Here is a 25,235-nt window from a genome sequence, read left to right on the forward strand (position 1 = left end):
CTCCCACAGGGAGAGGGCGATGGAGGCGTCAGGCGATGGTGACTTTGCTATCCAGATAGACGTCCTGAACCGCATTGATCAGCTTCACGCCGTCGGCCATCGATTTCTTAAACGCCTTACGGCCAAGGATCAGCCCCATACCGCCCGCGCGTTTGTTAATAACCGCCGTACGCACCGCGTCTGACAGGTCGGTATCACCGCCCGCCGCGCCGCCGGAGTTAATCAGCCCCGCACGGCCCATGTAGCAGTTCGCCAGCTGGTAGCGCACCAGGTCAATCGGGTTTTCGCTGGTCAGCTTGCTGTAAACGCGGTCGTCGGTGTAGCCAAAGTTCACCGCCTTATACCCGCCGTTATTCTCGGCCATTTTCTGCTTCACGATGTCTGCGCCGATGGTTGCCGCCAGGTGGTTCGCCTGCCCGGTCAGGTCGGCCGACACGTGGTAATCCACGCCGTCTTTCTTGAACGCGTTGTTGCGCAGATACGCCCACAGTACGGTGACCATGCCCAGCTCGTGCGCGCGCTCAAACGCCGCGGAGATCTCTTCAATCTGACGACGGGACTGTTCGGAACCGAAGTAAATCGTCGCACCTACCGCCACCGCGCCCATATTGAACGCCTGCTCAACGCTGGCGTAGAGGGTCTGGTCATATTCGGTTGGGTAGCTGAGGGTTTCGTTGTGGTTCAGCTTCACGAGGAACGGAATCCGGTGGGCATAGCGACGCGAAACCGAAGCCAGCACGCCGTAGGTAGAGGCTACGCAGTTACAGCCCGCTTCAATCGCCAGCTCAACAATGTTCTTCGGATCGAAGTAGAGCGGATTCGCCGCAAAAGAGGCGCCCGCCGAGTGTTCAACGCCCTGGTCCACCGGCAAAATAGAGAGATACCCGGTGCCGCCGAGCCGCCCGGTGTTGTAGAGCGTCTGCATATTTCGCAGGACCGCAGGCGGACGGTTGTTATCGATCATCACGCGGTCAACGTAGTCATGACCAGGCAGATACAGCTGGTCGGCTGGAATGGTCATACAACGATGCTGTAAAAGGCTGTCGGCGTCTTTGCCAAGCAACTGCGCAATATCAGTCATGTGATACTCCCGTAAGTCCGACGTCGTGTCGGTGTGTGTTTATCCAGTCCCATCTTTTATGGGCAGACTAAGCCTGGTACCTACTTAACAGATTTTCCACCTTTTGCAATTTTTTTCAGCACAATCTGCTGGCTCGATTCGTGTACAACAAAACTGTTACATTGATCAAACAATCGCCACAAAGGTATTTAAAAGGTATTATTGAGTGGTATGTTAAAGGCGTACCCTCTCTGACATGCAGGATTAAAAAATGAAAACGAAAGTCCAACTGTCATTCATGATGTTTGTTGAATGGTTTATCTGGGGCGCGTGGTTTGTGCCGCTGTGGCTGTGGCTGAGCAAAAGCGGTTTTACCGCCGGGGAAATCGGCTGGTCTTACGCCTGTACCGCCATTGCCGCGATCCTCTCCCCGATTCTGGTCGGCTCGCTGACGGACCGCTTCTTCGCCGCGCAGAAAGTGCTGTCAGTGCTGATGTTCGCCGGAGCCATTCTGATGTACTTCGCCGCACAGCAAACCCAGTTCAGCACCTTCTTCCCGCTGCTTTTGGTTTACTCCCTGACCTATATGCCGACCATCGCGCTGACCAACAGTATCGCCTTTTCCAACGTGGACGACGTTGAGGCCGATTTCCCGCGCATCCGCGTGATGGGCACCATCGGCTGGATCGCCTCCGGGCTGGCGTGCGGGTTCCTGCCGCAGATGCTGGGCTACAGCGATATTTCCGATACCAATATCCCGCTGCTGATGACCGCAGCCAGCTCCGCCCTGCTCGGCGTCTTTGCCCTGTTCCTGCCGAATACGCCGCCGAAAAGTACCGGCAAGCTGGACTTCAAAGTGATGCTCGGGCTGGACGCGCTGATCCTGCTGCGCGACAGAAACTTCCTGGTGTTTTTCTTCTGCTCGTTCCTGTTCGCTATGCCGCTGGCCTTCTATTACATCTTCGCCAACGGCTATCTCACCGAAGTGGGGATGAAAAACGCCACCGGCTGGATGACGCTCGGCCAGTTCTCCGAAATCTTCTTTATGCTCGCCCTGCCGTTCTTTACCAAACGCTTTGGTATTAAGAAGGTCTTACTGCTGGGCCTGATTACCGCCGCCATCCGCTATGGCTTCTTCGTATACGGCGGAGCGGAACAGTACTTTACCTACGCCCTGCTGTTCCTTGGCATTCTGCTGCACGGCGTGAGCTACGACTTCTATTACGTCACCGCGTACATCTACGTGGATAAAAAAGCGCCGGTGCACATGCGCACCGCCGCGCAGGGCCTGATTACGCTGTGCTGCCAGGGCTTTGGTAGCCTGCTGGGCTACCGTCTGGGCGGCGTGATGATGGAAAAAATGTTCGCATACAAAGAGCCGGTGAATGGGCTGACCTTCAACTGGGCCGGCATGTGGACGTTTGGTGCAATCATGATTGCCGTGATTGCCGTGCTGTTTATGCTGTTTTTCCGCGAATCGGATAAAGAGATCGCCGCAATTGAGGTGGTTGATGGCGATACCGCGCTGACACAAGGGGAAGTTAAATGAAACAAGAACGTGTTCTCGGTGCCCTTTACGGGCAGGCGTTAGGGGATGCGATGGGCATGCCGTCGGAGCTGTGGCCGAGAAAGCGCGTCAAGGCGCACTTCGGCTGGATTAACCGCTTCTTACCCGGTCCGGCAGAGAATAATGCGGCCTGCTATTTCAAACAGGCAGAGTTCACCGACGATACCTCAATGGCGCTGTGCCTGGCGGATGCGATTATTGAGTGTGAGGGAGACATCAACGCGGACGTTATCGGCAAGCATATTCTGCGCTGGGCGCTCGATTTCGACGCGTTTAATAAGAACGTGCTCGGCCCGACCTCCAAAATCGCGCTTAACGCGATTCGCGACGGCAAGCCGGTTAGCGAGCTGGAAAACAACGGCGTGACCAACGGGGCGGCGATGCGCGCCTCTCCGCTGGGCTGCCTGCTTCCGGCCACGCGTCTGGAACACTTTGTTGAGCAGGTAGCGCTGGCCTCCAGCCCGACCCATAAATCGGACCTCGCCATTGCCGGCGCGGTGGTTATTGCCTGGGCGGTTTCCCGCGCTATCGACGGCGAAAGCTGGCAGAACATCGTCGATGCGCTGCCGGGTATCGCCCGCTATGCGCAGGAGGCGAAAACCACCACCTTCAGCGCATCGCTGGCGGCACGTATTGAGCTGGCGCTTAAGACCGTGCGGGAAGCCAACGGGGTTGAGTCCGCCAGCGAGCAGGTGTACCAGCTCGTGGGGGCCGGAACCAGCACCATTGAGTCCGTTCCGGCGGCCATTGCGATGGTAGAACTGGCGGGAACCGACCCGAACCGCTGCGCGGTTTTATGCGCCAATCTGGGGGGTGACACAGACACCATTGGCGCAATGGCGACGGCCATCTGCGGGGCGCTCCACGGCGTGCAGGCCATTGAGCCGGCGCTCAAAGCCGAGCTCGACGCCGTCAACCGGCTCGATTTCGGCCACTACTGCGAGAAACTGCTGCACTACCGGGAGCAAAGGGAGGGCGTATGAATTCGTTTGCCCAACGTCTCGACACCCTGCGCGCCGCGCGGCCGGTAACGGTGCTGGGCGCGGCGGTGATTGACGTCATCGCCGACGCCTACGCCCTGCCCTGGCGCGGGTGCGATATCGAGCTCAAACAGCAGGGCGTGAATATCGGCGGCTGCGCGCTGAACATTGCCATCGCCCTGAAGCGGCTCGGCATTGCCTCGCAAAACGCCCTGCCCGTCGGCCACGGCGTCTGGGCGGATATCATCCGCAACGCCATGGCAAAGCAGGATCTGCATAGCGCCATCGAGGCCGAAACCGGCGACAACGGCTGGTGCCTGGCGCTGGTGGAGCCAGACGGCGAGCGCACCTTTATGTCCTTTAGCGGCGTGGAGAACCAGTGGCAGCAGCGCTGGCTTGATGTCCTTAACATCCCGTCGAACAGCCTGGTCTATTTATCCGGCTATCAGCTGGCCTCGCCGTGCGGCGAGCTGCTGACACGCTGGCTGGAGGGGTTGCGGGACGTGACGGCGTTTATCGATTTCGGCCCCCGCATTGCGGATATCCCCGACGCGCTGATGGCGCGGATTATGGCCTGCAGGCCGATCGTGTCGCTAAATCGTCAGGAAGCGGAGCTTGCCGCAGAGAGGCTGAAAGTTGAAGTAGAAACCCTGGGCGCTCAGTGGCAGCGGCGTTTCGGCGCCGCGCTGATTGTGCGCCATGATAAAGACGGCGCCGCGTGGTATAACGGCGATGACGCGGGCGTTGTTCCGGCTTTCCCGGCGACGGTTGTGGACACCATAGGCGCTGGCGACAGCCACGCGGGCGGCACGCTTGCCGGGCTGGCAACGGGATGGTCACTGGCAGACGCCGTTCTGCTGGGGAATGCCGTGGCGTCCTGGGTGGTCAGCCACCGCGGCGGGGACTGCGCCCCGACTCGCGACGAATTATTCCTCGCACACAAAGACGTATAGATCGCTGCGACAGTAGCTGATGCTGTACTCAATCGGCCGGTGCTGTTGGTCAAGCGCGACCTGCTTGATCACCAGCACCGGTATTTTTTCATCCATCTTAATGTGCGCCTGAAACTCGCTGTCCGGCATGCGGGCGCTTACCCGTGAACGGGTACGCTGTGGGAAAATATTCTGACTGCGGAAGTAATCGTACAGTGAAATCCCTATAGCATCCGGATCGGGAATGAGCCCAACCGGTACCCAGGACTCTTCAATCGACACCGCATCTTCATCCACATAGCGAATGCGCTTGAGCAAAAAGACTTCGCTGTCCGGAGGGATCGACAGGTGGCTTGCGACCTCTTCCGGGCATTTCACCACCCGCTTGTTGACCCACAGCGTATTAGGCTTTTGGCCGCGCAGTACCACCTGCCGGGAAAAGCCGCGCGCCTCTTTTAGCGAATATTCAAAGATGTTGTTGATTTGCGTGCCATAGCCACGGGAACGCGTCACCACCCCCTCTTCCTCCAGCGCCTGCATCGCTTTTCGCACGGTGATGCGCGACACCCCGGTTAACTGGCTCAGATCGCGCTCGCCGGGCAAAATGTTCCCGTGCTCCAGCATGCCGCTTCGCACCGCATTTTTTACCGTTTCGGCAAACTTCAGGTACAGCGGCGTGTTGTCGGGCGCGGCGATCCGTTCATTCAGTTGAGCGATTAACCGGGTATGCGCTTGTTCCATCTCTGTTTTTCTCAGGCGTGATGTATCCTGCCAGTATACGGCTTACCACCATGCATGAAAATGGTGTACCGGCCCAATACCGTGACCGACTTCCAGAGTATCGGCTTTTGCCAGCGCCGCCGAGAGCCAGATTTTCGCTTCGCGCACCGTATCGGCCCAGCTTTCATGCCGCGGGCGCAGCGCCGCCAGCGCGGCCGAAAGCGTACAGCCCGTGCCGTGGGTGTTTTTGGTCTGCACGCGCGGAGCGGTAAAACGCACTTCGCCGTCGCGGGTAAAGAGCCAGTCCGGGCTTTCAGCGTCATCCAGATGGCCGCCCTTCATCAGCACCGCCCCGCAGCCCATCGACAGCAGCGCGTTCCCCTGCTCTTTCATCTCGCGTTCCGTTTGCGCATGCGATGCGCCCAACAGCGCGGCGGCTTCCGGCAGATTGGGCGTGATAAGCGCCACCTGCGGCAGCAGCTTTTTGCGCAGCGTCTCGACGGCAGAGGCGGAGAGCAGCGGGTCACCGCTTTTTGCCAGCATGACGGTATCCAGCACCACGTTTCGCACCTGATAGCGTTTAAGCCGCTCGGCCACCGCTTCCACAATGTCGGTCTCGGCCAACATGCCGATCTTGGTGGTATCGATGCGCACGTCGCTGAACACTGAATCCAGCTGCGCGGCAACAAAATCCGGCTCGATACGGTAAACCGACTGCACGCCGCGCGTGTTTTGCGCCACCAGCGCGGTAATGACGGAACAGCCGTATGCGCCAAGGGCGGAGAAGGTTTTCAGGTCAGCCTGGATACCCGCGCCGCCGCTGGGATCGGTGCCGGCTATGGTCAGGGCGTTAATCCGTTTCATGCCAGTTCCTCCAGCGTGTAGAGCGCATCCAGGAACGCGCTGGCAAAACTGCCTGGGCCACGAGAATGCGCAATGGCTGTCGTTCCGGCTCGCTTCATAAATCCGCACGCGGCGGAGACGTTATCCAGCCTGTCGCCCGGCAGTGAGCAACTCGCCGCCACAACGGCAGAGAGTGCGCACCCGGTTCCCACCACGCGCGTCATCAGCGGATCGCCGCCCGTTACCGTGCGGGTGCGTTGCCCATCAGTGATGTAATCCACCTCACCGGTGACTACCACAACGGCATTGGTCTGGCGAGCCAGCGCCTGTGCGGCGGGCACCGCGCTGGCTGCGGTGTCGGTTGTATCGACGCCGCGTCCGCCCGCGCTCATTCCGGCAAGAGCCAGAATTTCGGAGGCATTGCCGCGAATGGCGGCCGGTTTCAGGGCCAGGATTTGATGGCAAAAGCGGGTGCGGAACGTCAGGGCGCCCGCGGCAACCGGGTCCAGCGTCCAGGGCTTGCCTGCAGCGACCGCGCTCTCAATCGCCCGACGCATCGCCTGGGCACGCGGTGAGGTCAGCGTACCAACGTTGATCAGCAATGCATCGGCGATGCCGGCAAACTGTTCAGCCTCTTCCGCCTCAATCACCATCGCCGGCGAGGCGCCAAGCGCCAGCAGAACGTTGGCAGTAAAGGTCTGTACGACGTCGTTAGTCATACAATGCGTAAGCGGAGAACGGGTTCGGAAGTGGTGTAAAACGTGTAAATCGAGCAGGTCAGGCTGCATGGGTTCGCTCCTGCCTTGCGTGAAGAAGCGATGACCGGGAAGGCATCTGACTTCCCTACGCTGGCATTATCCAGATCAGGTAATACGGGTATTTCTCAGCCTTCACAAAGAAGGGCACCCCGAGTCAAAATACTTTTAAAACAGTGAGTTATCAAACTCATTAACGTTAGGTAGTGTAACCGCGGCCGTAGGCCAGGCGCAAGGAGTTTCGATTTATCACCCCGTTTGTTACAGCGGAAATCTCCAGTCGTTCTTTCCCTTCATTTACCTACATTTATTACGCTTTAGTTAATTCTGGTTCGATAATTGTTAATACGTTATTGAAAAACTTTATTACGCACTTTTATTGTGTCTATTATTTTTGTTCTTTATTACGTGCTTCTTCTGCTTTTATAAGATATGAAAACTTCTTTCGCATGAAAGAATAAGAAGGTATTAATTTATTTAACTCTATTAAACATTTGTACTTTCATCAATAGCTTAACGCTCACATTGATTTATCGAACAATCCATAAGTTAATGTATACATTAAATAAATCTCCTCGATACCGCATCCTGACCTTTCATTTATTCATATCATTTATGATTTAGATCAAAATCATTAATTTGAGTTTAATTGATAGTTTATTCACGCAATTAAAAAAGCTCCGGGCAATAAATATCCTGTATTGACATACGGAAATACAGATAACCACATGCTCACTATGGCAAAAACTGTTCTGCTTAAATTTGTTTTTCAAAACGTTAATGATGTGAGTCCTTCGAATGAAAGTTTTAAATAAATCTGTTGTTTCTGTTTTTGTATTGGGGGTGGTAGCAGGTAGCGCCATGAATATTACTGACGCTGCTGCTGCCGTTTGGGATGACGCATCAATCACAAATATTGTGAATGACCATCAAGACCAAATTACGCAAAACAAGGATGATAGTATTGCTCGCGATCTCTCAACTGAAAATCGCTTAACGCAGGTGGATAGTGACCTTCAATCCACTAAATTAGGTGTTTTGGTTATTGAGAAAGCCACAAATGAGGCTAACCAAAAAGCCTTACTTGCTGGTGCGCTTGCAGATACCGCCAATCAAAAAAGCGATGCTGCTTTACAGGGTGTCACGACGAACGGCACAGAAATTAGCAATATGGAGAACGTTAATAAAGTGCAAGATAACCGTCTTAATAGCCTGGAAAATGCCCCTAAACCCACTAACGGCGTAGATGGCAAAGATGGCGTGACGACCACCGTGACGCGCATGCAGGTAGACGCAGCAACACAAACTAAAGTGGCTGATAATACCCAGGCGGTTACCGCCACCGCTCAGGATCTGCTGGCAACGAAACAGACGTTACAGGCAATGAATAATAATACCAACCAGCAATTTAAATCACTGCACGATGAAGTGGATAATAATAAGAAGCAAGCCAATGCGGGTATTTCAGGAGCCATGGCGATGGCAGGTTTACCGCAAGTACAAACGAATCAGCATGTTATGTTTTCTGCTGGCGGAGCTACATACAATAGTGAAAGCGCCATTGCCGTCGGGGCATCCGTTAACTTTAGTTCACATGTCATCGCGAAAGTGAGCTTCTCTGATGATACCGCCAATAATATGGGAGCATCAGTTGGCGTCGGAATGGGCTTTTAACTAAATACAACTGAAGCATTATTAACTGACGCCATTAAGTTAATAACCCGCTTGCCTCTGGCAAGAATCGCGATGACAGAAAAAACATGCTCAGATATATCATTCTTTCAGCGACCCTGCATCTGATGCTCATTGGTGTCGGCATTTGGGTCGGCATGATGTACGTCTCCTATTATCTGTGCGTTTTATAAGGTGGAGAAAAATTTAGCTATGAAAACTCAATTAATATTGATTGCACTGATGTTGACGGTAGCGACAACACCGGCTCATGCCATTAATGCGCACTATCGTGCTCAATTAGAACGTTCAGGATGTACTGAGATGAACGCGAATGACGGCTCTTGTGATATCCACAAAACAAAAGCCCAAAATGCGGCGCAGCACGCACCAGCTAAGGTCCACGACCCTTTGCGTGAAGCCACTTTCACATCGGATGCGGTTAACGCCACGATTTCAAACGGCTTTTTTAACGCCACCATTAACGGTAAAAAGGCCACCGTGAAACGTCTGAATGCTCATTTCTATGAAATTCACGGTAATGGTTTTGTTATATCGCTAAGCCTTGATGAGAACGGCATTACCACGGCGTCCTGGAATAAGACGGCAGGACGTAACCACGGCATTTTGCAGGTGTCGCAGAAATAAAGATAACAAGGAGGCAGTCTGCCTCCTTTTCGGTCAGCGAATGGCACGATTTGTCACACTCTTTTTTATGAATTTACAGTCAGGGTAGAACACACGTAACAGGCTGTTTTTCTTTACCATAAAGTGCAATTTTCTTCCTAAAAAAGGGGATATCTTCTCCCCTGAGCGCCATGTCACAAAACAGTAAACAAATTAACCATTGAGCCCCGTGGCAAAAGGCTCTATATTGGCGGCGTTTTTTTCAGGCCCCATCTGTTTTTTAACTTTTTATTCAATCGTGGCTCATAACGAAGCGGCGGTTGTAGGAGTGATATGATGACGGATAAAGTCCGTATTGACACCGTAGATGCCCACAAAAGCAACGAAACCTATCTGGCCCGTCAGGCCGAGTTTGAATCTAACGTCAGGAGTTATCCGCGCAAACTGCCTTTAGCCATCGCTAAAGCAGAAGGCGTGTGGATCACCGATGCAGATAATAAAGAATACCTTGACTGTTTAGCAGGCGCAGGAACCCTTGCGCTTGGCCATAACCATCCTGATGTGCTGAAAAGCATCCAAAATGTCATTACCAGCGGCTTGCCGTTACACACTCTGGATCTGACTACGCCTCTGAAAGACGCGTTTTCCGAATACCTGCTCTCTCTGCTGCCTGGTCAGGGCAAAGAGTACTGCCTGCAGTTCACCGGTCCATCCGGTGCTGACGCCGTTGAAGCGGCGCTGAAGCTGGCGAAAAAAGTGACCGGCCGTAGCGGTATCATCAGCTTCTCTGGTGGTTACCACGGTATGACCCACGGCGCACTGTCCGTGACCGGCAACCTGTCTCCGAAAGAAGCGGTTGACGGTATGATGCCAGAAGTACAGTTCATGCCTTACCCGCACGAGTACCGTTGCCCGCTGGGTATCGGTGGTGAAGCGGGCGTGAAAGCGCTGACTTACTACTTCGATAACCTGATTAACGACGTTGAAAGCGGCGTGCGTAAACCTGCTGCGGTGATTCTGGAAGCCGTTCAGGGCGAAGGCGGCGTGAACCCGGCTCCGGCTGAGTGGCTGCAGCGCATCCGTAAAGTGACTCAGGAACACGGCATTCTGCTGATCCTCGACGAAGTTCAGGCTGGCTTTGCCCGTACCGGTAAATTCTTCGCCTTCGAACACGCTGGCATTGAGCCAGACATCATCGTGATGTCTAAAGCAGTGGGTGGCGGTCTGCCGCTGGCCGTGCTCGGTATCAAAAAGCAGTTCGATGCATGGGCGCCAGGTCACCACACCGGTACCTTCCGCGGCAACCAGCTAGCGATGGCAACCGGTCTGACGACGCTGAAAATCCTGAAAGACCAGAACATCGCAGGCAAAGTGGCGGCACAAGGCGAATGGCTGAAAGGCCAGCTGAAAGAGATGGCGAAACGCTATCCGGTCATCGGCCACGTGCGCGGTCTGGGCATGATGATCGGTATTGAGATCGTTAAGCCACACGAAGCCGCTGACCACATGGGCTGCTTCCCGGGCGACGGCGAGCTGTCTGCACTGATTCAGAAGAAGTGCTTCGAAGCCGGTCTGATTCTGGAGCGCGGTGGCCGTAACGGTATCGTTCTGCGTCTGCTGCCGTCTCTGCTGATCAGCGACGAAGAGCTGAAAATCTTCCTGGATAAATTTGAGCAGGCACTGCTTGCTGCGGGCGTTCGCCCGGCGTAACCGGAGTTATTGATTACGATGTCTGATTCAAACCCAATTTTGTTCTCCTCTGCGCAGAGCATTGAAGCTTACCAGCAGGCGATCGAACAAAGCTCTCAGGCTGTGATGCAGTGGCTGAAACAGCCTGAGATGTACCAGGGCAAAACGGTCGCAGAGCTGCGCGACCGTATTAAGCTGGATTTCAATCCGAAAGGGCTGGGCAACGAAGCGGCGATTGAACGCGCCGTGGAGTTCTTCCTGAAAGACAGCTTGTCCGTTCATCATCCGCAGTGTGTGGCGCACCTTCACTGCCCAAGCCTGGTGGTAAGCCAGGCGGCGGAAGTGCTGATCAACGCCACTAACCAGAGTATGGACTCCTGGGATCAAAGCCCGTCCGCAACCATTATCGAGATCAAACTGATCGAGTGGCTGCGTACCCGCGTGGGTTATCAGGCCGGCGACGCCGGTGTCTTCACCAGCGGTGGCACCCAGAGCAACCTGATGGGCCTGATGCTGGCTCGCGATGCGTTCTTCGCGCGTCAGGGCCACTCCGTTCAGCAGGACGGCCTGGTGGGCGATCTGCGTAAGATCCGCGTGCTGTGCTCCGAAAACGCGCACTTCTCCGTGCAGAAAAACATGGCGCTGATGGGTCTGGGCTACCAGTCCGTGGTGCAGGTGAAAACGGACGAATTCTCCCGTATGGATCTGACCGATCTGGCGGCGAAAATTGAGCAGTGCAATGCAAACGGTGAGCAGATTCTGGCGATCGTCGCGACGGCAGGTACCACCGATGCCGGTGCTATCGACCCGCTGCGTGCGATTGCAGAGCTGGCCGCGAAGCAGAACATCTGGGTACACGTTGATGCGGCCTGGGGCGGCGCGCTGCTGATGTCTGAGCAGTATCGTCACTACCTGGACGGCATTGAGCTGGTGGATTCCGTCACCCTGGACTTCCACAAGCAGTTCTTCCAGACCATCAGCTGCGGCGCGTTCCTGCTGAAAGAAGCGCGTCACTATGAGCTGATGCGCTATCAGGCGGCCTACCTGAACTCTGAGTTCGACGAAGAGGCAGGCGTGCCTAACCTGGTGTCCAAATCTCTGCAGACCACCCGTCGTTTCGACGCGCTGAAGCTGTGGATGAGCCTGGAAGCGCTGGGTCAGGAGCAATACGCGGCGATCATCGATCACGGCGTGACGCTGGCGCAGCAGGTTGCGGCCTACGTGAAAGAGCAGCCTGCTCTGGAACTGGTTATGCAGCCACAGCTGGCGAGCGTTCTGTTCCGCTTCCGCGGACAGGTACAGACGGATGACGCGGGCATCGCCCTGCTGAACCAGAAAATTGGTGATGCGTTGCTGGAATCCGGCCGTGCGAACGTCGGTGTGACCGAGCATAACGGCGTCACCTGCCTGAAGCTGACGCTGCTGAACCCAACCGTGACGCTGGAAGATATTAAAATCCTGCTGTCCCTGGTTGAGCGCACCGCGCAGGAAGTTCTGGCTAAGTAATACAACACCCCTCTTCCGCCGGGAGAGGGGTTATTTTTACATCCCTGCCCACCACATCCTGGTTTTTAATCCCCAGTAACTCGTCCAGCCCGTCGTGGTACTGACCACATTACCCTTCGACACAATCACCAGCGTCGGCGTTACGCTCACCTGCCACTGCTGCGACAACGCACCGTTTTCATCGTTTATCACCGGCATTTTCAGCTGTTTCTTTTCAACCCAGCGCGCAAGCTTTGCGTTATCGCCGGAACGCATGGCAATACTCACCACGTTCCCGCCCTCTTCTGCCAGCTGATTAACGGAAGGCGTCGTATAACGGCATATGCTGCACCAGGTCGCCCAGACGTAAATCAGCAGCGGACGCTCCTGGCTAAGCGCCGCGATATCGTGAATGTTGCCGTGGATGCTCTGCATCGGTGTTGCACTAAAACTGGCTGGAAGGGCCGGTTTACGATAATGATCCACACCCCACATGATGGCCAGCGTCAGTAAAAAGCGTATGACGCCTTCCCGCGCCCAGCGGCGCAGGCGACTGACTTTGCGGTTATCCATTGTGACCTCTCAATTCAACCGGAGGTCATCATAGCGGGCGAGTCTGCGTCATGCTGTAAAGAAGTGTCGTGCTCGTGGCGGAAAACGATCCCTGGTTTATGTTCAGTTTTGTTACATTTTTCCTGGAACAAGCCATAGTCTGATACATAAAATAGTCAGGTTGCCGTATTGTTGACGTGCAAAAGCAAAAAGTAAAAACAGTATAACTGGAGAAAAAATGGCTAAGTGTAAATGGCTGCTTCTGGGTGTCGTGATGTCCCTGGCAAGCGTGGCTAACGCAGCACCAGCAGCATCAGGCATCAGCGCTTACGAAGAACAAGAATTCATCGCTGATTTCACAAAGTTCAAAATCGGCGACACAGCACCCGCGCTGTATCAAACGCCAGAGTACACCATTAAACAGTACCAGTTGCGCAACCTTCCGGCGCCGGATGCCGGGACCCACTGGACCTACATGGGTGAAAACTACGTTCTGATTGGCGATGCAGATGGCAAAATCTACAAAGCCTACAATGGGGATATTTTCTATCACCGCTGATACCATCGTCATCCGTCCGTGGCAGGAGAGCGATCGCCCTTTCCTGCGCACGCTCTACCTCCACGCCCGGCGTGAAGCCTGGCCGTGGCTGGACAGCTCAGCATGGCAGCTTGAAGATTTTGACGCGGCAATTCAGGACGAAGAGATTTGGGTAGCGGTGCAGGACGGCCATAGGCTTGGCTTCGCCTCAGTCTGGACAAACGATAATTTTCTGCACAATCTGTTTGTCGATCCGCAGTACCAGAGCCTGGGCGCAGGGCATGAGTTACTTGAACACGTTCAGAAAACGTTTACCAGTACGGGCTCGCTTAAGTGTCTGGTGAAGAATGCGCGGGCTATCGCGTTTTACCAGCGACACGGCTGGCACATTGAGGCGACGGGTAATTCTCCGGACGGAGAGTACTATCTGATGCATTATCGGCTTGGGTAAAGTCAGGTAGCGCTTCGCTTACCTGACCTACAAAACCGTACTTGGCCGGGTAAGGCGAAGCCGCCACCCGGCAATCTAGCGCTGAGAAATTAAACCGCGCGGAAGGCAATTTCACCCGGGATGATTTCGCCCTGCCAGTAGAGCTGCGCCGCAACGCGTCCTGCCAGCTGGCGATACATTTCTGCAAATTCGCTATCCGGACGGCTGACCACCGTCGGCTTTCCGCTGTCCAGATCTTCACGCAGGGTAATGTGCAGCGGCATCTGTCCCAGCAGTTGAGAATGATACTTCGCGGCCAGTTTTTCTGCGCCACCCGTACCGAAGATAGGTTCGTGGTGACCGCAGTTGCTGCAGATGTGCATGCTCATGTTCTCGACGATACCGAGCACCGGCACTTCCACCTTCTCGAACATCACAATGCCTTTTTTGGCGTCGATCAGCGCAATATCCTGCGGCGTGGTCACGACGACCGCCCCCGTGACCGGAATGTTTTGCGCCAGGGTCAGCTGAATATCACCGGTACCCGGCGGCATATCCAGCACCAGATAATCCAGATCCGGCCACATCGTCTCCTGCAGCATCTGCAGGAGCGCCTTGCTGGCCATCGGACCGCGCCAGACCATGGCGTTATCGTCGGTCACCAGATAACCGATGGAGTTGGTCGCCAGACCGTGCGCCATGATTGGCGCCATGTGGGTGCCGTCCGGCGAGGTTGGGCGCTGGTTTTCCGCGCCCAGCATGTTCGGAATAGACGGGCCGTAGATATCCGCATCCAGAATACCGACCTTTGCCCCTTCCGCTGCCAGCGCCAGCGCGAGGTTAACGGCGGTAGAGGATTTCCCCACCCCGCCCTTGCCCGAACTGACGGCAATAATATTTTTCACACCGTTCACGCCCGGCTGGTTTTTCACGCGCTTCAGCGTGGCGATGCTGTGGCTCAGCTTCCAGTCAATCGCCTTCGCACCGGTGATACGCAGCAGCTCAGAGCTGGTCTGCTCTTTCAGCGCGTCAAAGGCGCTGGTCCAGACGAACGGCATCTGCAGCTCAATGTGCAGCGTATCGTCGAGCCAGGCAACGTGATGTAACGCTTTCAGCGTAGTGAGATTGTGCTTCAGGGTTGGATGCTGAAAGTTAGCCAGCGTCCCGGCGACCATTGCTCGTAAGGCTTCCGGTGATTTGGCCTGGGATTGAGAACTCATCCCGACTCCTTTGTAGTTGTTCTGAAAAAAGACGTGTAATTACCAAGTTTACCCCAGAGGTAACAATTATTCATTTATGGATTAATGCCCTTATCACTTGGCGTAGTTATTACCTTTCGGGTAACATCAAAAACCCTTTTCACAGTTAAAAGAAGTAATGCCTACTATGACTCAAGTCGCGAAGAAAATTCTGGTAACGTGCGCACTGCCGTACGCCAACGGCTCAATCCACCTCGGCCACATGCTGGAGCATATCCAGGCTGATGTCTGGGTCCGTTACCAGCGAATGCGCGGCCACGAGGTTAACTTCATCTGTGCGGACGATGCTCACGGCACTCCGATCATGCTGAAAGCACAGCAGCTGGGGATTTCCCCGGAGCAGATGATTGCCGAAATGAGTCAGGAGCATCAGACTGATTTTGCTGGCTTTGACATTAGCTATGACAACTATCACTCCACGCACAGCGACGAAAACCGCGAGCTGTCGGAGCTGATCTACACCCGTCTGAAAGAGAACGGTTTTATCAAAAACCGCACCATCTCTCAGCTGTACGATCCGGAAAAAGGCATGTTCCTACCGGACCGTTTCGTCAAAGGCACCTGTCCGAAATGTAAATCCCCGGATCAGTACGGCGATAACTGCGAAGTATGCGGCGCGACCTACAGCCCGACCGAGCTCATCGAGCCGAAATCCGTGGTTTCTGGCGCCACGCCTGTGATGCGTGACTCAGAGCACTTCTTCTTCGACCTGCCGTCCTTCAGCGAAATGCTGCAGGCGTGGACCCGCAGCGGCGCGCTGCAGGAGCAGGTGGCGAACAAAATGCAGGAGTGGTTCGAATCTGGCCTGCAGCAGTGGGATATCTCCCGCGATGCGCCGTACTTCGGCTTCGAAATCCCGAACGCGCCGGGCAAATATTTCTACGTCTGGCTGGACGCGCCAATCGGCTACATGGGCTCCTTCAAGAACCTGTGCGACAAGCGTGGCGATACCGTCAGCTTCGACGAATACTGGAAGAAAGATTCTACTGCCGAGCTGTATCACTTCATCGGTAAAGACATCGTTTACTTCCACAGCCTGTTCTGGCCGGCGATGCTGGAAGGCAGCAACTTCCGCAAGCCAACCAACCTGTTCGTACACGGCTACGTGACGGTGAACGGCGCGAAGATGTCCAAATCCCGTGGGACGTTCATCAAAGCCAGCACCTGGCTGAACCACTTCGATGCGGACAGCCTGCGCTACTACTACACCGCGAAGCTCTCTTCCCGCATCGACGATATCGACCTGAACCTGGAAGATTTCGTGCAGCGCGTGAACGCGGACATCGTCAACAAGGTGGTTAACCTGGCGTCACGTAACGCAGGGTTTATCGCCAAACGCTTTGACGGCGTGCTGTCTGCCGAACTGGCCGATCCTGAGCTGTATAAAACCTTCACCGATGCTGCCTCTGCGGTTGGTGAAGCCTGGGAGAGTCGTGAATTCGGCAAAGCGATTCGTGAAATCATGGCGCTGGCCGATGTTGCCAACCGCTATGTGGACGAGCAGGCCCCGTGGGTTGTCGCGAAACAGGAAGGCCATGACGCCGACCTGCAGGCGATTTGCACCATGGGTCTGAACATGTTCCGCGTGCTGATGACCTGGCTGAAGCCGGTTCTGCCGCAGCTGGCAGCCCGTGCTGAAGCGTTCCTGAACACTGAACTGACCTGGGATGCTATCCAGCAGCCGCTGCTCGGCCACAAGGTGAACACCTTCAAGGCGCTGTACAACCGCATCGAGATGAAGCAGGTTGAAGCCCTGGTTGAAGCGTCTAAAGAAGAGGTGAAGGCGGCTGCGACACCGGTAACCGGCCCGCTGGCTGACGATCCGATTCAGGAAACCATCACCTTCGATGATTTCGCTAAGGTCGACCTGCGCGTGGCGCTGATTGAAAACGCAGAATTTGTGGATGGCTCCGATAAACTGCTGCGCCTGACGCTGGATCTGGGCGGCGAGAAGCGTAACGTCTTCTCCGGCATCCGCTCAGCGTATCCGGACCCGCAGGTGCTGATCGGTCGTCAGACCGTGATGGTGGCGAACCTGGCGCCGCGCAAAATGCGCTTCGGCATCTCCGAGGGGATGGTGATGGCCGCTGGTCCTGGTGGGAAAGATATCTTCCTGTTAAGCCCAGACGAAGGCGCGAAGCCGGGCCAGCAGGTGAAATAACAAAAAAGCCGGAGATAATCTCCGGCTTTTTTTATGGCATTTGGTTTTCTCCCTCTCCCCGTGGGTGAGGGCATCAGGCCGCAATCACGGCTTCGGGTGATGCACCCGGTGGGTCAGCCCGCGCAGGAAATTACGCAGAAACTGGTCACCGCACTCGCGGTAGTTTTTATGATCCGGCGCGCGCATCATGGCGGTCACTTCCGGCACGGATACGCGATATTTTTGCTCCGTCATGATCGCCACAATATCGTCCGTTTTGAGCGAGAACGCGATGCGCAGCTTTTTCAGTACCGTGTTGTTGTTCACGCGACGCTCCAGCGCCAGCTCTGGCGCGGCCGGATCTTTGCCACGCTTATCGTAAATCAGACCATTCAGGAAACCCGACAGAATAATGTCCGGGCAGCGAACGAAGCCCTCTTCATCTTCTTTGGTCATCCAGGTATCGAAACCTGCAGACGTGGATTCCATGTCGGACAGCGCAAGAATGCGCACCATGTCGTTATTGTTTGCTTTCAGGGTGTAGCGCAGGCTACGAAGAATGTCGTTACTTAGCATAGAGCCTTCGAATGTCGATGATGCAATGGCGCGCAGTGTACCAGTTTTACAGGCCAATCGCCTCTTTCAAACTCTTGAGATAGCGACGGCTGACGGGTACCGTTTGCCCGGCACGCAGCACTAGCTCGGCCTGGCCGTTATCTTCCAGGCGGATCTCCTTCAGGTGCGCCATGTTAACCAGATACTGGCGGTGGCAGCGAATCAGCGGCGTGCGGCTCTCCAGCGTGCGCAGGGTCAGCTCGGTAAAGCCTTCGTTACCTTCCGCACTGGTGACAAACACCCCGCTCAGGCGGCTGCTGACAAACGCCACATCATCCATCTGCAGAAGGTAAATCCGGCTGTGTCCGGTGCACGGGATAAACTTCAGCGGCTGCTGGTTTTCCGGCAGCAGCGTGACGTCCTGTACGGTTCGCTCCTGGCGTAAACGGGTGAGCGTTTTTTCCAGGCGCTTCTCTTCAATCGGCTTGAGTAAATAGTCAAACGCGTGCTCCTCAAAGGCCTTAACGGCATATTCATCGAACGCCGTCAGAAACACGATGTAGGGGCGATGCGCCGGGTCGAGCATGCCGACCATCTCCAGCCCGCTGATGCGGGGCATCTGAATATCCAGGAACAGCACGTCCGGGCGCAGTTTGTGCACCGCGCCGATGGCCTCAATGGCGTTCGCGCACTCCCCTACAATCTCTATATCAGGCTGCTCCTGCAGCAGAACGCGCAGGTTTTCCCGTGCCAGCGGCTCGTCATCCACAATCAGCACTCTTAACATGCGTTTTCCTCCAGCGGCAGTCGTACGGTAATACGGGTAAATCGGTCTGGCTCACAGGCGACGGTAATGCCGCAGTCGTCGCCAAAGTGGGCACGCAGACGTTTATCCACCAGGCTCATCCCTAGACCACCCGACGTGGAAGGCTGATAAAGCCCGGCATTATCTTCAATATCCAGCACCAGATGGTGGTTAAAACGGCTGGCGGCAATGGTTATCTCCCCTGTCCCCAGAAGCTGTGACGTGCCGTGTTTAATGGCGTTTTCGACAATAGGCTGCAGGGTAAAGGCCGGGAGATGCTGATACGCCAGCTCGGCCGGAACGGAAAGCGTCACCTGCAGGCGCGACTGGAAACGCGCCTGCTCAATCTGCAGATAGGCATTCACGTGCTCAATCTCGTCGGCCAGGGTCACGATCTCAGACGGCCGCTTCAGGTTCTTGCGGAAAAAGGTCGACAGATACTGCACCAGCTGTGCGGCCTGATCGCTGTCGCGGCGGATCACCGCTTTGAGCGTGTTGAGGGCATTAAACAGAAAATGCGGGTTGACCTGGGCATGCAGCAGCTTAATTTCGGACTGCGTCAGCAGCGCTTTCTGCCGTTCATATTGTCCGGCCAGAATTTGCGCGGACAGCAGCTGGGCTATCCCCTCTCCCAGCGTGCGGTTGATCGAGCTGAAAAGACGGTTCTTTGCCTCATACAGCTTGATAGTCCCCATCACCCGCTGATTTTCCCCGCGCAGGGGAATCACCAGCGTGGATCCCAGCTTGCACTGCGGATGCAGCGAACAGCGGTAAGGCACTTCGTTACCGTCGGCATACACCACCTCACCGGTTTCAATGGCGCGCAGCGTATAGGCTGAGGAGATCGGTTTACCCGGCAGGTGGTGATCGTCCCCGGTGCCGGTAAAGGCCAGCAGCCGCTCGCGGTCGGTTATGGCCACCGCGCCGATATCCAGCTCCTTGTAGAGCACCTGCGCGACCTTCATGCTGTTCTCCTCGTTAAACCCCTGGCGCAGGATCCCTTCGGTCGAGGCGGCGACCTTCAGCGCCGTGGCGGAAAATGCCGAGGTGTACTTCTCAAACATGGCGCGCTTGTCGAGCAGAATGCGCATAAACAGCGCCGCCCCCACGGTGTTAGTCACCATCATCGGGGCGGCAATACTGTTGACCAGGTGCAGCGCATCTTCAAACGGACGGGCAATGAGCAGAATGATCGCCATCTGCGCCATTTCGGCTACAAACGTAATGGCACCGGCGGTGAATGGGCTAAAGACTTTATCCGGGCGGCCGCGTTTGATCATGTAGCTGTGCACCAGGCCGCCGAGCAGCCCTTCCACGATCGTCGAGATCATGCAGCTGAGCGCCGTCATCCCGCCCATGGAGTAGCGATGCAGCCCTCCGGTTAAACCGACAAGGCCTCCGACAACGGGACCGCCCAGCAGCCCGCCCATCACCGCGCCGATAGCGCGCGTATTGGCAATCGAGTCTTCGATATGAAGACCAAACCAGGTTCCCATAATGCAGAATATAGAAAATACGACGTAGCAGAGGAATTTGTGCGGCAGGCGGACGGTGACCTGCATCAGCGGGATAAACAGGCGCGTTTTGCTCATCAGCCAGGCAATCACCAGAAACACGCACATCTGCTGAAGCAACAGCAGCACCAGATTAAACTCGTACATACTCAAAACCGCACACGCTAAAAACGTGTAACATACACTGATGCGGGTTTACTTTCTTTGAAGCATTCCAAAAAAGCGCAAAATCGTGTTCGTTATCACACCTTTTTCTGAATATCGCGTATGCTTCGCATTGCTTGTTCAAAAATCAATCAATTCTTCCTGGTTCGCCAAAGTGGGTCTACAGTTAAGCTGGGAACGCGTAAGCCAGGGGGCGAATATGGCGCTTTACACAATAGGTGAAGTGGCACTCCTTTGTGATATCAATCCCGTAACCCTACGGGCGTGGCAGCGACGGTATGGATTACTCAAACCGCAGAGAACGGATGGCGGCCATCGTCTTTTCAATGAGGCCGATATCGACCGCATCCGCGAAATCAAAAGCTGGATCGACAACGGCGTGCAGGTCGGCAAGGTGAAGTCCCTGCTGAGCCACGACGACCCGGATACGCAGCACGTCTGGCGCGAACAACAGGAAACCCTGCTGCGTCTCCTGCAGGCGGGCAACCTGCAGCGCCTGCGCGCATGGATAAAAGAGCAGGGCCGCGATTACCCGGCGCAGACGCTGATCTCCCATCTTTTCATCCCGCTCCGTCGACGCCTGCAGTGCCAGCAGTCCACCCTGCAGGCGCTACTCAGCATGCTCGACGGGGTGCTGATCAACTACATTGCCGTCTGCCTTGCCTCGGCGAAGAACAAAGCCGGAAAAGATGCGCTGGTGGTCGGCTGGAACGTACACGATACCACCCGCCTGTGGCTGGAAGCGTGGATTGCCACCCAGAAGGGCTGGCGCGTGGATGTCCTGGCGCACTCGCTGGCGCAGCTTAAGCCCGAGTTTTTCGACGGCCAGACCCTGCTGGTCTGGTGTGGCGAAGTGCCGTCCGCCACGCAGCAACAGCTGCTGACGGAATGGCGAGAGAATGGTTACCCGGTTTATTCCCTTGGCCCGGATGAGCCATAACGGCATTTAATGGTTCATTAACAGCTGCGCTTCACCGTATAATTGTTCCGTTAACAACAGGAGCACATGATGAAGGCAACCAAACTGGCCATTATTACCCTTTTTGTCCTGATGGCCGTGAGCGGTATCGGCGGCGTGATGCTGGCAGGATACTCGTTTATTGTTCGCGGCGGTGTCGGCTGAGGTACAGCGCCAGCCGCTCAAAAAGGCGATCGACGACGATTGCCGCCAGCGCGACCAGCACCGCCCCCTGCACAATATAAGCCGTATTAAACCCGCTCAGGCCGATAATGATCGGCGTTCCCAGCGTATTGGCACCGACCGTCGACGCAATGGTCGCCGTCCCGATGTTAATAATTACCGACGTGCGGATCCCGGCAATGATAACCGGCGCCGCAAGCGGCAGTTCAACCTTGCGCAGCCGCTGGCCGCGACTCATCCCCATCCCTTCCGCCACGCTTAGCACCGACGCCGGTACCGCCGCGAGGCCCGCCAGCGTGCCCTGTAGAACCGGCAATACGCCGTATAAAATCAGCGCAATGATGGCAGGCTGTTGGCCAAAGCCCATCACCGGAACCGCTATCGCCAGCACCGCCACTGGCGGAAAGGTCTGTCCGATGGCCGCTATCGTCTCCACCAGCGGGCGAAACTCCCGACCCGCAGGCCGCGTCACCGCGATGCCAGCCCCAACGCCCAGCACAACCGCGATGGCGCTTGAGAGCGCCACCAGCCAGAGATGCGCCAGGGCGAGATTAATGAAGCTCTCCTGCTGATACACCGGCCGCGGCAGCCCGGGAAAGAGGCTATTAAATAGCGCCGCGCTATGGGGCATCAGAAACAGTAAGGCGACAAAAAGCGCTACCAGCCAGAGGAGCGGATCACGCAGAGCCTTCACGCGTCACCTCCCCGGCCAGCAGATCGCGAAAATGCAAGGTTCCGCACGGCATGCCACGGGAGTCCGAGACGGGCAATATCTCGCACTGGCGCGCAACAAACGCCGAGAGGGCATCCCGCAGGCTCATCTGCGCCTGCAGCGGTTCCCCGCTCAGCGGTGTCTCCTCCCTACGCATATAGTCGCTGACCGTCCGCAGGGAGAGCAGCCTCACGCCCAGCTCGCTGCGACCAAAAAACTCGCGTACAAAGTCGTTCTTCGGCCACGTTAACAGCTCAAGCGGCGAGCCCTGCTGCACCACTTCGCCATGATCCATCAGCACCAGATGGTCGGCCAGGCGCAGGGCTTCATCAATATCGTGCGTCACGAGAACGATCGTGCGTCCAAGAATGCGGTGAATGCGGGTCATCTCCGCCTGCAGCGCCCCGCGCGTGACCGGATCCAGCGCGCCGAAAGGTTCATCCATCAGCAGCACCTGCGGGTTAGCCGCCAGCGCGCGCGCTACGCCCACGCGCTGCTGCTGCCCGCCGGAAAGCTGGTGCGGATAGCGGTCGCGCAGCGCAGGCTCTAACCCCAGCAGAGACATCAGCTCATCCACCCGGTCAGCAATCTTCGCCCGCGACCATTTCTCCAGCTGCAGCACGGTGGCGATGTTTTGCGCCACCGTCCAGTGGGGAAACAGGCCGATAGACTGAATGGCATAGCCCATCCGGCGGCGCAGCTCCAGCACCGGCAGGCTGCGGATCTCCTCTCCGGCAAAGCGGATCACCCCGCTGTCATGCTCAACCAGACGGTTGATCATCTTCAGCGTGGTGGATTTTCCCGATCCCGAGGTGCCAATCAGCACGGAAAACGCGCCCTCGACAAAGTTCAGGTTCAGGTGGCTTGCCGCCGGGCGACCGGCAAAGGTTTTACTGACATCATGAAATTCAATCATTGGCTCTTCTCCTGAGCAGCGCGAGCCATAAGGCAAACAGCGCGTCGACGACAACCGCCAGCGCAATCGTGGGCACCACGCCCAGTAACACCAGATCGAGAGCACTGCTCAGCAGCCCCTGGAAGACCAGCGCGCCAAAGCCGCCCGCCCCAATCAGCGCCGCAATCACCGCCATGCCGACGGTTTGTACCGCCACTACCCGCAGGCTACGCAGCAGCAGGGGCAGTGCCAGCGGGAGCTGAATTTTCCAGAAACACTGCCGTGCGCTCATCCCCATCGCGTGGGCGCTTTCCAGCACGTCCGGCGCGACCTGGCCCAGGCCCGCGACCATGCCGCGCACCAGCGGCAACAGCGCATAGAGCACCAGCGCGATAAGCGCGGGCGTTAACCCCGTTCCGGCTATGCCGAGCGTTCCCAGCACCGGAAACGACTTCACCAGCCCGGCCAGCGGCGCAATCAGCAGGCCAAACAGCGCAACGGAAGGTATGGTCTGGATCACGTTGAGTACGGCAAAGACCCCGCCCTGGCGTGAAGGATGGCGATAGCACCACATGCCCAGAGGTATCCCGAGCAGGAGCGCCGGAAAGAGCGTGCCGAAGAGGATCGTCAGGTGTTGCGCCAGGGCATCATCAAACACCTCCTGACGGTTGGCGTACTCTTTTAACAGCGAGAGATTGTTCAGTTCCCCGCTGAACAGCAGGAACAATGGAATACACCATATCTGCGCATTGAGCACCCATCGCCAGACGGCGCTGGAGATGAGTCGACGAATGGCATCGCTGCTGGCCAGCAGACACAGCGCCAGCCACAGCCAGAGTCCGCTGCCCACCGTGGTTCTCGCCAGCGGACTTTCCGCCGACGCCATATGCGTCGCCGCAAGCCCTGCCCCCCAGAACAGGATAATAAACAGCCCTTCAGCGAGGAGCAGCGTCAGCCACTGGGCAGTGCGCCCTTGCCAGAGCGATAGCGAAACCCACGCGCCCAGCGCCGCCGCCAGCCACCACGGCGTGAACGCCCACACTTCCCAGAGATAGCGCCCTTCCCCTGTCATCAGGCGGTTAGGGGCGACATTCACAAACGGCAGCGCGACTGCCGCTATGGCCACGCAGGCCAGCAGCAGCAGTACGCGGTTATGACATTTTATTGGCACAGCCCTTTCCCGTTACTTCACAAGCCCTTGTTGTTTCAGGAAGTCGGCAGCCACTTTCTTAGCATCCAGCCCCTCGACGGCAATGCTGGCATTCAGCTGCTGCAGCGTTTTTTCATCCAGTTTTTCGAAGACCGGTTTGAGCCAGTCGGCAATCTCCGGATAGGCTTTCAGCACCGCCTCACGCACGACCGGGGTCGGGGCGTAAATCGGCTGTACGCCTTTTGGATCGGTCAGGGTTTGCAGGCCGAGCGCCGCCACCGGGCCGTCGGTGCCGTAGGCCATTGCCGCGTTAACGCCAGAGGTTTGCTGTGCCGCCGCTTTGATGGTCACCGCGGTATCTCCACCCGCCAGGGAGAGCAGCTGCGCCTGGTCGAGCTTGAAGTCGTACGCTTTTTCGAACGCCGGGAGCGCGTCAGGACGCTCGATAAACTCCGCGGACGCTGCAAGCTTAAAGTCGCCCTTCTCTTTCAGATAGCGGCTGAGATCCGCAAGCGTAGTCAGCTTCCCTTTCTCCGCCACGTCCTTGCGCACGGCGATAGTCCAGGTGTTGTTGGCCGGGGCCGGGGTCAGCCAGACCAGTTTGTTCTGTTCCGCGTCGAGTTTTTTGACTTTCTCATATCCGGCTTTGGCGTTTTTCCAGGCCGGATCGTTTTCATCTTTGAAGAAGAATGCCCCGTTGCCGGTGTATTCCGGATAGATATCCAGCTCGCCGGAGGTGATCGCCCCGCGCACGACGGGCGTGGTGCCGAGCTGAACTTTATTGACGGTTTTCACGCCGTGGCTTTCCAGCACCTGCAAAATAATATTGCCGAGCAGCGCGCCTTCGGTATCGATCTTTGAGCCCACTTTTACCGGCTCCGCCGCCTGTAGCGGCAGACTCAGCGCCGCCAGCAGCACCGCAGATCCCAACATCCCCTTTGCAATCGTCATTCCGCTATCCTCATTTTTTATCGCCTTTTTCAGAGGCTTGAGAGAAAAGCGTAGCTTAAAACAGCGGATTTACCCGGCAAAATGCCTTTTTAGCATAAG

General features: G+C 56.4%; 25 protein-coding genes and 1 riboswitch. Of the genes, 12 read left to right on the top strand and 13 right to left on the bottom strand.

What is annotated here, in order from left to right:
• Positions 1-28 precede the first annotated feature (28 nt).
• The gene (gene fbaB, locus KGP24_RS15285) at positions 29-1,081 is read right to left on the bottom strand and encodes a class I fructose-bisphosphate aldolase (RefSeq protein ID WP_223561014.1); all 1,053 of its coding nucleotides are present in this window, start codon (positions 1,079-1,081) and stop codon (positions 29-31) included.
• A gap of 250 nt (positions 1,082-1,331) precedes the next feature.
• Between fbaB and KGP24_RS15290 the strand changes: the two genes are divergently transcribed.
• The 3 genes from KGP24_RS15290 to KGP24_RS15300 are packed head-to-tail and all read left to right on the top strand — an operon-like array spanning position 1,332 to position 4,560.
• Positions 1,332-2,609: a nucleoside permease gene (locus tag KGP24_RS15290; RefSeq protein ID WP_223561015.1), complete on the top strand. Its 1,278-nt coding sequence runs from the start codon at positions 1,332-1,334 to the stop codon at positions 2,607-2,609.
• Positions 2,606-3,610 carry an ADP-ribosylglycohydrolase family protein gene (locus tag KGP24_RS15295; protein ID WP_223561016.1) on the top strand — a complete coding sequence of 335 codons (1,005 nt, stop codon included), beginning with the start codon at positions 2,606-2,608 and terminating at the stop codon, positions 3,608-3,610. Before KGP24_RS15290 ends, KGP24_RS15295 begins: the two co-directional genes overlap by 4 nt.
• Positions 3,607-4,560, top strand: coding sequence for a PfkB family carbohydrate kinase (locus KGP24_RS15300; protein WP_223561017.1), 954 nt, complete (start codon positions 3,607-3,609; stop codon positions 4,558-4,560). The genes KGP24_RS15295 and KGP24_RS15300 overlap by 4 nt, the downstream gene beginning before the upstream one ends.
• Here the strand turns inward: KGP24_RS15300 and KGP24_RS15305 are convergent.
• Genes KGP24_RS15305 through thiM form a run of 3 tightly spaced genes read right to left on the bottom strand, consistent with a single transcriptional unit; the run spans position 4,534 to position 6,890 of the window.
• Positions 4,534-5,280, bottom strand: coding sequence for a GntR family transcriptional regulator (locus tag KGP24_RS15305; protein ID WP_223561018.1), 747 nt, complete (start codon positions 5,278-5,280; stop codon positions 4,534-4,536). The genes KGP24_RS15300 and KGP24_RS15305 overlap by 27 nt on opposite strands.
• A 42-nt stretch (positions 5,281-5,322) precedes the next feature.
• The gene (gene thiD / locus KGP24_RS15310) at positions 5,323-6,123 is read right to left on the bottom strand and encodes a bifunctional hydroxymethylpyrimidine kinase/phosphomethylpyrimidine kinase (protein ID WP_223561019.1); all 801 of its coding nucleotides are present in this window, start codon (positions 6,121-6,123) and stop codon (positions 5,323-5,325) included.
• Positions 6,120-6,890 (bottom strand): hydroxyethylthiazole kinase, encoded by a 771-nt coding sequence (thiM, locus tag KGP24_RS15315; protein ID WP_223561020.1) that lies wholly within the window; start codon positions 6,888-6,890, stop codon positions 6,120-6,122. Before thiM ends, thiD begins: the two co-directional genes overlap by 4 nt.
• 35 nt (positions 6,891-6,925) lie before the next feature.
• Positions 6,926-7,022, bottom strand: a riboswitch (TPP riboswitch).
• Positions 7,023-7,655: 633 nt separating this feature from the next.
• On the opposite strand from thiM, the gene KGP24_RS15320 reads away from it, so the two are divergent.
• The 4 genes from KGP24_RS15320 (at position 7,656) to KGP24_RS15335 (ending at position 12,350) form a co-directional block, all read left to right on the top strand.
• Positions 7,656-8,531, top strand: coding sequence for a YadA C-terminal domain-containing protein (locus KGP24_RS15320; protein ID WP_223561021.1), 876 nt, complete (start codon positions 7,656-7,658; stop codon positions 8,529-8,531).
• 210 nt (positions 8,532-8,741) lie between these two features.
• Positions 8,742-9,176: a hypothetical protein gene (locus KGP24_RS15325; protein WP_223561022.1), complete on the top strand. Its 435-nt coding sequence runs from the start codon at positions 8,742-8,744 to the stop codon at positions 9,174-9,176.
• Positions 9,177-9,488: 312 nt separating this feature from the next.
• Positions 9,489-10,865: a diaminobutyrate--2-oxoglutarate transaminase gene (locus KGP24_RS15330; RefSeq protein WP_223561023.1), complete on the top strand. Its 1,377-nt coding sequence runs from the start codon at positions 9,489-9,491 to the stop codon at positions 10,863-10,865.
• Between the two features lie 18 nt (positions 10,866-10,883).
• Positions 10,884-12,350 carry an aspartate aminotransferase family protein gene (locus tag KGP24_RS15335; RefSeq protein ID WP_223561024.1) on the top strand — a complete coding sequence of 489 codons (1,467 nt, stop codon included), beginning with the start codon at positions 10,884-10,886 and terminating at the stop codon, positions 12,348-12,350.
• Positions 12,351-12,386: 36 nt separating this feature from the next.
• On the opposite strand, the gene KGP24_RS15340 is transcribed toward KGP24_RS15335, so the two are convergent.
• Positions 12,387-12,902, bottom strand: a complete 516-nt coding sequence (locus KGP24_RS15340; RefSeq protein ID WP_223561025.1) for a protein disulfide oxidoreductase — start codon at positions 12,900-12,902, stop codon at positions 12,387-12,389.
• 217 nt (positions 12,903-13,119) lie between these two features.
• Between KGP24_RS15340 and KGP24_RS15345 the strand changes: the two genes are divergently transcribed.
• On the top strand, positions 13,120-13,440 hold the full coding sequence (locus KGP24_RS15345) for an RcnB family protein (protein ID WP_223561026.1): 321 nt from the start codon (positions 13,120-13,122) through the stop codon (positions 13,438-13,440).
• Complete coding sequence (locus tag KGP24_RS15350) at positions 13,391-13,870, top strand: GNAT family N-acetyltransferase (protein WP_223561027.1); 480 nt, start codon at positions 13,391-13,393, stop codon at positions 13,868-13,870. Before KGP24_RS15345 ends, KGP24_RS15350 begins: the two co-directional genes overlap by 50 nt.
• Positions 13,871-13,959: 89 nt before the next feature.
• Here KGP24_RS15350 and apbC read toward each other — a convergent pair whose 3' ends face one another.
• Complete coding sequence (gene apbC, locus KGP24_RS15355; RefSeq protein WP_223561028.1) at positions 13,960-15,069, bottom strand: iron-sulfur cluster carrier protein ApbC; 1,110 nt, start codon at positions 15,067-15,069, stop codon at positions 13,960-13,962.
• 166 nt (positions 15,070-15,235) lie between these two features.
• Between apbC and metG the strand changes: the two genes are divergently transcribed.
• Entirely contained in the window at positions 15,236-17,269 is a 2,034-nt protein-coding gene (gene metG, locus KGP24_RS15360; RefSeq protein ID WP_223561029.1) for a methionine--tRNA ligase, read from the top strand.
• A gap of 84 nt (positions 17,270-17,353) precedes the next feature.
• On the opposite strand, the gene KGP24_RS15365 is transcribed toward metG, so the two are convergent.
• From KGP24_RS15365 to KGP24_RS15375, 3 genes are read right to left on the bottom strand one after another with little or no spacing between them, the layout of a single operon-like run.
• On the bottom strand, positions 17,354-17,824 hold the full coding sequence (locus KGP24_RS15365) for a DUF1456 family protein (RefSeq protein WP_045888720.1): 471 nt from the start codon (positions 17,822-17,824) through the stop codon (positions 17,354-17,356).
• 46 nt (positions 17,825-17,870) lie between these two features.
• Entirely contained in the window at positions 17,871-18,590 is a 720-nt protein-coding gene (gene btsR / locus KGP24_RS15370; RefSeq protein WP_023312443.1) for a two-component system response regulator BtsR, read from the bottom strand.
• Positions 18,584-20,269 (bottom strand): sensor histidine kinase, encoded by a 1,686-nt coding sequence (locus KGP24_RS15375; protein WP_223561030.1) that lies wholly within the window; start codon positions 20,267-20,269, stop codon positions 18,584-18,586. The genes btsR and KGP24_RS15375 overlap by 7 nt, the downstream gene beginning before the upstream one ends.
• A 217-nt stretch (positions 20,270-20,486) precedes the next feature.
• On the opposite strand from KGP24_RS15375, the gene mlrA reads away from it, so the two are divergent.
• The gene (mlrA, locus tag KGP24_RS15380) at positions 20,487-21,227 is read left to right on the top strand and encodes an HTH-type transcriptional regulator MlrA (protein ID WP_223561031.1); all 741 of its coding nucleotides are present in this window, start codon (positions 20,487-20,489) and stop codon (positions 21,225-21,227) included.
• A 69-nt stretch (positions 21,228-21,296) separates the two neighbouring features.
• Entirely contained in the window at positions 21,297-21,410 is a 114-nt protein-coding gene (locus tag KGP24_RS15385) for a protein YohO (RefSeq protein ID WP_008500895.1), read from the top strand.
• On the opposite strand, the gene KGP24_RS15390 is transcribed toward KGP24_RS15385, so the two are convergent.
• The 4 genes from KGP24_RS15390 to KGP24_RS15405 are packed head-to-tail and all read right to left on the bottom strand — an operon-like array spanning position 21,385 to position 25,136.
• The gene (locus tag KGP24_RS15390) at positions 21,385-22,122 is read right to left on the bottom strand and encodes an ABC transporter permease (protein WP_223561032.1); all 738 of its coding nucleotides are present in this window, start codon (positions 22,120-22,122) and stop codon (positions 21,385-21,387) included. The two genes, KGP24_RS15385 and KGP24_RS15390, sit on opposite strands and share 26 nt — an antisense overlap.
• A complete protein-coding gene (locus KGP24_RS15395) occupies positions 22,106-23,056 on the bottom strand; it encodes an ABC transporter ATP-binding protein (RefSeq protein ID WP_223561033.1) in 951 nt (316 codons plus the stop codon). Before KGP24_RS15395 ends, KGP24_RS15390 begins: the two co-directional genes overlap by 17 nt.
• A complete protein-coding gene (locus tag KGP24_RS15400) occupies positions 23,049-24,206 on the bottom strand; it encodes an ABC transporter permease (RefSeq protein WP_223561034.1) in 1,158 nt (385 codons plus the stop codon). Before KGP24_RS15400 ends, KGP24_RS15395 begins: the two co-directional genes overlap by 8 nt.
• 12 nt (positions 24,207-24,218) lie before the next feature.
• Positions 24,219-25,136 (bottom strand): ABC transporter substrate-binding protein, encoded by a 918-nt coding sequence (locus KGP24_RS15405; RefSeq protein WP_194304614.1) that lies wholly within the window; start codon positions 25,134-25,136, stop codon positions 24,219-24,221.
• Positions 25,137-25,235 lie beyond the last annotated feature (99 nt).

Source organism: Enterobacter sp. JBIWA008, assembly GCF_019968765.1.
Taxonomy (GTDB): domain Bacteria; phylum Pseudomonadota; class Gammaproteobacteria; order Enterobacterales; family Enterobacteriaceae; genus Enterobacter.